Annotated in this window: 7 protein-coding genes; all 7 read right to left on the reverse strand. The window is 63.6% G+C overall.

All coding sequences use genetic code 11. From position 1 onward, the window contains the following. Positions 1–250 (reverse strand): GntR family transcriptional regulator (locus ACIBST_RS45520; protein WP_397179697.1); only part of this gene is annotated, 250 nt, incomplete at its 3' end. A 42-nt stretch (positions 251–292) separates the two neighbouring features. Then, positions 293–769, reverse strand: coding sequence for a GntR family transcriptional regulator (locus tag ACIBST_RS45525; RefSeq protein ID WP_397179698.1), 477 nt, complete (start codon positions 767–769; stop codon positions 293–295). 1181 nt (positions 770–1950) lie between these two features. After that, positions 1951–2262, reverse strand: coding sequence for a hypothetical protein (locus ACIBST_RS45530; RefSeq protein WP_397179699.1), 312 nt, complete (start codon positions 2260–2262; stop codon positions 1951–1953). Positions 2263–3518: 1256 nt separating this feature from the next. Beyond that, positions 3519–3962: a transposase gene (locus ACIBST_RS45535; protein WP_397179700.1), complete on the reverse strand. Its 444-nt coding sequence runs from the start codon at positions 3960–3962 to the stop codon at positions 3519–3521. Between the two features lie 714 nt (positions 3963–4676). Next, positions 4677–5333 carry a RadC family protein gene (locus ACIBST_RS45540; RefSeq protein ID WP_397179701.1) on the reverse strand — a complete coding sequence of 219 codons (657 nt, stop codon included), beginning with the start codon at positions 5331–5333 and terminating at the stop codon, positions 4677–4679. Between the two features lie 798 nt (positions 5334–6131). Next, on the reverse strand, positions 6132–6878 hold the full coding sequence (locus tag ACIBST_RS45545; RefSeq protein ID WP_397179702.1) for a phosphotransferase family protein: 747 nt from the start codon (positions 6876–6878) through the stop codon (positions 6132–6134). A gap of 361 nt (positions 6879–7239) precedes the next feature. Next, positions 7240–7956, reverse strand: coding sequence for a GntR family transcriptional regulator (locus tag ACIBST_RS45550; protein ID WP_397179703.1), 717 nt, complete (start codon positions 7954–7956; stop codon positions 7240–7242). Positions 7957–8998 lie beyond the last annotated feature (1042 nt).

Genomic DNA, 8998 nt, shown 5'->3' on the forward strand with positions numbered 1-8998 from the left:
CGCCGTCCAACAACCCATCCGTTGCGACCCCGACGAACGTCCCCTTCCCCCTCACCGTGTGCACGAGCTGCCGCCGACGCAGCTCCCGCACCACGTTCCGGACGGTTGACCGCGCCACGTCGAACTCGGCCTCCATGGCCAGCTCGCTCATCACCGCCTCGCCGGCCAGCAGCTCACCCCTCAGAATCTGGCCCTCGATCATCTCGGCAATCTGCACATAGATCGGCACAGGGCCGTCTCGGTCGAGCATGCTCATACCTTAGACGTCTGGATACAAGCAGATGAGTGATTCTCAATCCTGGGGCCACGACTCTTCCGGCGACACGTAACTCCCACGCTGCGGCACGGTGTAGATCCACCCTTGCTCCCGCAACAACGCCATGGCCCGCCGCACCGTCTCCCGCGCCACGTCGTACTGCTGCACCAACGCAGTCTCGCCCGGAATCGGGCGCTTGGGCTGGAAGTGCCCCGCCCTGATCTGCTTGGCCACATCGGAAGCGATCTGCCGATAGAGCGGCACTTTCCGCTGCTTACGCGGCGCTTCATCAGGTGCGCCGACGAACGTTCCCTCGCCCTGGACCGTGTAGATGAGCCCTTCCTCGCGCAACACGTGGATGGCCCGGCGGGCCGTCGTCCGCGCGACCCCGAACTCGTGCTGAATGTCGGCCTCACTCGGCACGGGATGCCCGGACGCGAGCCCCTCGACCCGCCGCCGAAGGATTTCCGCGATCTGTACGTAGATGTGGGTGTCGCCGTCGTAGTCCAGCACACCGGCAACATAGACGAAGGTGTACGAGCCCTCCCATATCCTCCTGCCTGGTCAGGCAGAGTCATCTTTCCGAATAGACGAGCGGATACAACCAGACGTACTCTCCATTCATGGCCGTACTCCCCCTGGACTACGAACACTGCATCGGCATCCACCTCCCAGAACCCCGCCCAGGCCGCACAGCCATCCGCTGGTATCCCACACGCTCCCCCTACGAACGCGTACGGGTCCGGGCATACACCTGCCACTGCGGGCCCACGATCTACGAACTCTGCCAAGTCGGAGGGCAGCGCTTCATCCGCCGAATCCGGGAGAACGGCAGGAGCCTCCTCTTGGAGGAGAGCTTCCGATGCTCTGTTCGCAGGACCATGCTGCTCTGGGACAACCTCCTGAGCGGCAACGCCCGATAACCGGGCGCCAACCAGACCAGCAGCGAACATCGGCTCATCCCTCAGGCCATAGAGGAACCCCCGCCTCTGAGCCTCTACCTGCCGCAGCACGAACCCCGCGTTGTTCGACCGCCTGAAGCAGGCTATCGGGAGAGCCCGACAGAACCGCTCTCCCGTCCGAACACCCCCTCAAGCTCCCCGCGCCGCTCAAACGCGGCGCTGCGGCCCCGGGTCGACCCGCCCCTGTAGACCTATTCATCTCGCGACACGAAAACTCTCTACATACGTACGGGCGCCTGAGTGGCCGGCTAACGACGATGGCGGCACCCCGGAAGCTCACAGATCGCGTACCCGGGCTTGCCGAGACCCTCTGGCCTGCATTAGATGCGCCATTCTGAGAAAGGCTCGGCAGCCCCGGCCCCCCTACCGCGATGTCACCAACGAGTTGTCACTAACACCCCATTTTCCTAACTAAGAAGGACACGTTGGCTTTCGGCCCGAAGCCAGGCCGAGAAGAGAGAAGTAGGAGCCACAGTTCCAGAACGGCTTTGCATGCCACCTCGAAGGCGGCACACTGTTCCTCGCGGCCATCACGTTGGCTCCTTCGTTCTCGGACAGGCCCTAGAAGGAGTACGGGATGGCCGTCACCATTTCCCGATGCCGCCGCTACTCCTCACCGATCAACTCGAACCAACTCTGAAACCGACCTCCAGCATCATCGCCATCAAATGTCGGAGCAGTCGAGTAACCTCAACAATGAGCCCCCGACCTAGACCGAGGGCTCAAGGCAGCTCAGAAATCATCTTTCGCCAACAGACGATCCAGTCTGAGCCCGAGATCATCGAGCTGGAACCGTAGCCCCTCAAGCATCGTCATCGTCTCCGCCAGGCTGGCCTTGCAGCTCTCGTCGAACCGTTCCCGAAGGCGCGCGATCTCGAAGGTGAGGATCTCAAAGTCCCGGCCGACCCCTGAGCGAACCTCTACGATCTCCGCCCTGGCCGTAGCCAGCCCTGCCAACACCGCATCACGCCCACCCGTGCACGAGCGAGCCTCCAGCGCCTGCAGACGGAGTTGTAGATCGAGGATCTCCATCTCAACGTTCACGTACCCCTACCCCTAACCAGTGGACGACGAGGGAGCCCGCCCACAGCGGCCGGCCCCCACTTGCTGCGAGCACATATTGGCAAGACGTCTCTACCTAAAGCGATCCCCGACAAGCACCCCGGAGTGGTTTTCTTCCTCCGCCCACCTGGGCTTTCCCTGTGAACGTCCACATCCGTCCGGCTTGTCGGGGGAAATAAGTCCACCAAGGCAAGAAGCCTGAGCGCTCAAATGAGACGGTGGGCAATCGTTACGCATCACTCGCCCGGCTGTAGAAGCAGCAGAGGTGCGAACGCGGCGCCGTCGTGTCCTGTCATCATCTGGCATATAGTCCAAAAAGCCAGGTAATTCCTGACCAGAAGCCGGATACGAGATGGCAGCCCCCCGAAACCAGTGACCGCAGAACTAACTGAACGCGCGGGCGTCACACCCTGCTGACAGGCTCACGTCCCAACGTACAGGGGGCCGTTCGTAATAGGCGGCGGGCCGGCGACCGTAGCTCGGCTCGTCCGAATTGCCGCACACCTCATGATCCGCCTTGCACACAAATCGACCGTGTACCAGGACGTCACACGACCTCCCGTCCCCTCGTCGACTACGACTGACCCGCTCCCACTCAGCGCTCCAAGTCCGGTCCAAGGCGCGCAGGCCACCCACCGCACCCGCGGCGCCCCTTGTCCGCATGGGCGTCACCTGTCGGCAGGAAGACAAGCTCGCTCGCCCAGACCAGCCAAGTTCCGAGCGGAGTCGACCGTGATCGCACGAGTCGACGCACCTCGAAGGCAACGTTCTCGATCACGACTGCCCCGTACAGCGCAGACTGGCATCTGGATCCACGCCGCCGATCCCCGGCGACACCGCGACAAGGCCCACTGGCAACAGCGGCCCCAACTCAACGGCAACGCAGCCCACAGGCGGTCACCGAGAGCGTCGACACAGCCGCCACCCCGGCAACACCCGGCCCCCGCAGCGGCCGAGTCATCGACCGCACAAGCGAGATCCTTGCCGAATCCTCGCCATTGGCCGCAGAGCGATCTGCAACGGACAACACCAGGAAAGTCCCACCTGTCGTGCAGCCGCGTAACGAGAGACGCTGATCGGCCTGCCGGTTGATGCTTGCCCATGGGCCCGATGGATCCCATAAATGAAGCGCCACACCGCGTCTCCCGCGGCTTCTGGACCCCATGGCCGATCAATTCGGGATGGCAGGCACCTACCCAAACAACCAACAGGCACCTGCCAACGCCAGCGCCCTCACTTCAACCCTTACGTCTCCCCATCTTGATCACCTCGGTCAGCCGGAGTTCCAGGCTCGCCAACACCGGATCTTTCTGCTGTACCGATCCGGCCCCCGCCTCCCGAGCCGCCCCAGCCAGCGGCCCGATGTCGTAAGTCATGACAGCGCCAGGATGCACCACAACATCGCTGTTCAAGTGCCCGTCGATGCCTTGCGCGGCCTGCACATCCTTGAGCAGACGCCCCCAGGTCCCGTCCACCGCCCAGCGGCGCTGCCATTTGTAGACCGTGATCCAGCAACCGAACCGATCCGGGAGATTGCGCCAAGGCGACCCGGTTCGCGCCTGATACAGCACTCCGTTGATCAGCATCCGCTGATCTCCGTGCCGCCGGCGTCGAACGTCGCCGTCAGGCAGCAACGGCACCAGCCGTTCCCACTCAGCATTCGTCAGGTCTGTATGGCGCATTTATCCCTATCCTCGACGGTTTTCCGCTTTCAGCCTCGTCACCAGGACAATAAGGACGGCCATCGCAAGTCTCCTTCGAATAGCAACGATTCAAGGGGTGAAGGAGGCCTGCAATGGCCGCAGAACCCAGTGTGCCTTCTTCGTCATGGCCGGCGCAGCAGATCGGCAAGGATTGGCCAAAATTTTCGAGCGCCACGACGAGAACGGTAGGCCGCTAACGACTATTCCACATGACTGCCGTCTTACACTCAACAGTAATCTGACACGCGAAGAGTCACTTATTCGGGGACAATAGACAATCTAGCCTAATGTTCTCTTGGGTAGCCAAGCCGTGAGCATCGGATATGCGATTTGCCTCGGCGTCACCGTGTCAGACTTCCTTGGCGGGTAGGTGCGCGGGTGGGCGGGCGCGGTCGCAGGCTTGCGTGTGCTGCCAGCCATCGAGAGAATTCAGAGCCCGCGGTCCGATCTTGCCGCCGACCTCTCGCCCCACAAAAACATCCGCGAGGAAGAAAGCATGGTCCCGTGCTTTCTCGGATGCCCGGGACCACGCTTGGACGAGTCTGTTGGCCAACCGACGTCCATTACGGCCTCAACTCGTGCCATTAGGCTCTCATGACTGCCTCATGCGCTTCTCCTGTTCGGCGCTATCGGAGGAAGGTTCCTTTTGGGCCCCGCGTTCCAACGTCTGTCGAGGCTCTGGATGAAGATGATTCATATGGAGATCCGCCTCCAAGCCGCATCCGTGATGATGAGATGGTCGAGGAGGCGCAGTCCCACTGTCCGGGCGGCCTCGGCGAGGCGGGCCGTGACTTCCAGATCGTCCTCGCTCGGATCTAGAGAACCTCCAGGGTGATTGTGGGCAACGCCGAACATGGCGCCACCGGTGGCGAGCACAAGGGAGATCGTCTCCCGCACGGGCACCGTCGTATGATCGGCGCCGCCCTCCGTCAGCACCGAACGTTTCAGCACGCCACCCCGCGTGTCACACACCACCACGACGAAGCGCTCATGCCCTAGGCCACGCAGTAAGGGGGCACAGACCTCCGCCAGGTCGGATGTGCTGGCGATACGCATCCGCGCAGGCTCCGACGCCGCACGCCGTACGAGATGAAAGGCCGCCGCCACGCGCGCGGCCTTGGCTGGCCCTATGCCTCGCAGTCGCAGCAGGCGGTGCGGATCGGCGCGCCCGAGCGCATCGAGATCGCCGCAGTGTTCGATGACTTGACTGGCTAGCTCCAGCGCGCTCGCCCCGCGGAAGCCGGAGCCGAGCAGAACGGCCAGCAACTCCCGGTCGGCAAGCACCGCCGCGCCGCTCGACATGAGCCTTTCGCGCGGCCGATCGCGCTCGTACAGATCTTTGACTCGCATTCGCAACCTCCGCACCCGTTCTATCAACGAGGACCGACAATCTCAGGCTCCGAATTCCAGATCGATAAAGGATGCACTGGGCGTAAATGTCGCCCTTGAGTTACGTCGGCGACAACCGCAAGCCGCGAATGCGACAAATGGCCGCCTGTACAATGCTGTAACGCGAGTCTGGCCGGTCAGCGAGCGATCTTACGCGGCATAATGGGAGGACTGTTCTCTAACTGCTGTATGGCCACCAGTTGGAGCACCCGTTTGACCGGCGTCGATGTTGGCCCATTGATGGTGGGGGCGCTCAAGGTGCGTGTCCGGGGCGCCCGGCAGTGCCGCTTGCGATCTACCGCAGCTCTCGGCCGCTCCTGTTTGCCCGAAAGGGTGACAGAATGCTCGGGCATCCAACGACATGCCAGAAAACCTGGCCGGTATTCGGAGCAGCTACTTTTCGTCATCCGGCCCGTGGTCCCAAGGGCTGTATTGGTGGCTTCGTTGAAGACCCACTCGCCGAAGTGATGATCATCGTGCTAACTCCGATACGGGGCAGCGCGGCTCACTAGCGTCGATTCGGAGATCCCGCCAAGCGCGAGCCATACGAATAGCTCCGTTCCGGGCATGTTGGCGACCCCGCTGTCGGCCGTCGGGGGCGCATTGTCGCCTCGAGTCGTGTTTCGGCAGCCCCATGTCGTTGACCGCCTGGTAGCGGTCTTCGAGGCCGTCACATCGTCGGCCCGGAGGGCGCCGCACTTGCGGATACGCCTCGCTCGACGCGGCAGAACGGCGCTCCTGGCCATCAGCTCGTCCAGCTCACATCCGGGCCTTCAGTGCGTCGACCTCGCAGCCTGGCGCAAACGGGTCGAAGCCGTGCTCGATAAGCCATCTGATCGCCATCAAGCTTCGCGAGGACCACCACCCGCGGATCACGTCCAGGTCCACATCGGCCCCGTAGCCGGCGATCAGGTCGCCCAGGCGCCCCTCATGTCCGAGCGTCAGGATGGCGAGGTCGAACAGCGCATCGCCCTGACCCGCCTCGGACCAGTCGATCACGCCGGTGACCTCGTCACTGTCGACGAACACGTGCGTGATCTGCAGATCGCCGTGCGTGAACACCGGTTTCCACGACCGGAGCGCAGCCGCGGCGACCTCGCGATTACGTGCGACCAGGTCGGCCGGAAGGACGCCATTCGTGACGAGCCACTCGCATTCGGCGTCAAGACGCGATGTGACCTCATCCAGGCTCTGGCCAGGCCATGGCGGCAGGGGCGCATCGTGCAGCATCCGCACGGCGGCACCCACCGCGGCCCACGCCGCCGGCGACGCGGCAGACGGCTCGCCCAGACGACCGAGTGCCGTCCCCGGAACAGCGGCGAGCGCGAGCACGGGCGGTTTGCGCCACAGAACCTCCGGGGTCGGGATCGGCGCCATGGCCATTGCTTCGACCTCGACGTCAGTGCGCGACTGATCGGCGTCGATCTTCAGAAACACGTCACCGGCACGCAGGGTCGCGCGCTCGTTGTGCGCGACGACGACCTCGATCTGCTCCACGTCGGCCATTATCGCGAGGATGACCACCGACGTCGCCAGGTTATTCGCGTGCGGCTGATCACGTCCCGCTCCCGAGGGGTGTGCGGGACACTGACCACTGACGAATCAAGCAGTGAGGCGTTTCTCGCTCGCAGGCGCAAGGCGCCATCAACGACAGATGGCCCGACTTCATCTACGACTGGTGAGCCTGTCCACATGTGGGACTTCGCGAGGGTGATGGGGCAGGCCGAGTCTTACCGCGCCCTCCGGTCGATCAATGGTCGGATGGGATCCGGCCCGTGGTCCTTCGGTTCTTCGAGGTGCCGCTGCCTGAGAGCCTCTGTGAGGCTCCAGGCAGCGAGGTGCGGCGCCACCCGGAGCCCTGAACCGGTCAGACGGGCATGCTGTACATCACTCTGAAGCGATCGCCCGGAATGACGATGTCGCTCGTTTCGACAGGACGTTCGCCGGCCCAGTGCGTACGTTCGACATGCAGAACGTGAACCCCTGCCGCCAGATCGAGCGCATCGCTCTCGGCCGGCTGAGGCACCCGGGTGTGGATGCTCTCGACGACCTCGGTGATCTTTATGCCGTGCGCGTACATTCTCGCGACCAAGCTACGGCGTTCCTCCTCAGTGTGGGCGACGAACGCCATCGGCTCATAGGCGGTGACAAGTTGGATCGGCTTGCCGTCGCCGCGAAAGACGTAGTTCGTTCTGGTCAGCGTGGAGTGTTCGTCGATGCGTAGACGTCTGGCGATGTCGGGGCTGGCGTCGGCCGGTTCGCTGTGCCAATCCCACGTCACGCGCCTGCCTTGGGACTGCAGGTCGGACGCGAACGGCGCCGGATGGTCCAGGAAGCGCCATCGATGCAAGGGGGTCAAATTTGGCCGGTCCCTGACGTAATGGCCTGAACCGACACGTCCGATGATGAGACCCTCGCCCGCGAGGACGCGTAGAGCGTGACGGGCAGCGGTCTCGCCGACCTGATACTTACGGGTCAGTTGCGCCCGTGAGGGAATGGGCGCGCCTGGGGGGAGGGTGCCGTCGAGGATCTGCCGCCGGATGTCTTCGACGACACGCAGGTAGACCGGATCTGAGGTGGCCACTAGTCCATCCCTGGGGGTTCGTGTGAGGCGTTGCCCCATGTTGCCGTATTCGACAGGTAACCGACCGTCATCGATGACTGCTGGAGCCCCAACTTTGCGATGGCGAAAAATTATCGGAGAAACCCTGTAACGCTGATGTAAGGGACACCGATTCTCCGGTAGAGGTCGTCGATGTGTGTACCCCCGAGCACATATCGGCGGCCTCTTCCAATGCGCGCCCTCAGATGCGGCCGTCGAGGCATGCTCGCGCAGCTCATTCAGTACGTCTAGCTCCGCTTCCTGTCTTTCCATGGCATGTCCCAGCCGTTAGCCGGATGGACGGTCCGGGACGTGCGACAGCGGAACGCTGAGAGCAGAACCTGCTGGATGGGAACGGGTCACAGCACCCAGCTGCCCTGTCCTCGCCCGCGACCGCATGACGGCCACGGCCACGCGCGCCCGTCGACGCGGAGAGTGACGGGCGGGAGGGGTACGCGCGATCGGCCCCCGGCAGGAGTCTCAGCTCTGGTACCCACCGGCCGAGCGAGCAGCCGAGGAGAGCGCTCACACCCTCAGGGCGCACGGTAACCGCCGGACGGTCAGTATCGGCCGCCGTCGGTACCCCCGGGCCGTCAGTGCCGGCCACCATCGGCACACGCAAGGTTGTCAGCACCAGCCGCTGGCACGCGCAGGGCCATCAATATGCCCGCAGGGCTGCCAATACCACGGAAGGTCATCAGCAGCAATCGCGGGGCCATCGGCGCCTGTAGAGCCGTCAGCACCGACATGGACTGTCGCGCGGCAGGCTTCCCAGCGCCTCATTGCTCTCACCGAGGGGTTGTGCAGCGGTTCAGCGCCGAAGGCTCTCTAATTTGGTGTCTGGCCGACAGCGACTGGACTCTTGTGGCGCATACCCCTGGGGGTGAGGTGACATCAGGAAGAGTGGTCTTCTGATATCCCAAAGAAGTGGTCACGTCCCGCGGAGTGGTGTAGCTCGGTTCTCGCGTGAGGCTCTGCTGGTTCGACTATGCCGTCATGAGTTCGGTGTGCGCCACCTCCTGCT

Source organism: Nonomuraea sp. NPDC049684 (assembly GCF_044465345.1).
GTDB lineage: Bacteria > Actinomycetota > Actinomycetes > Streptosporangiales > Streptosporangiaceae > Nonomuraea.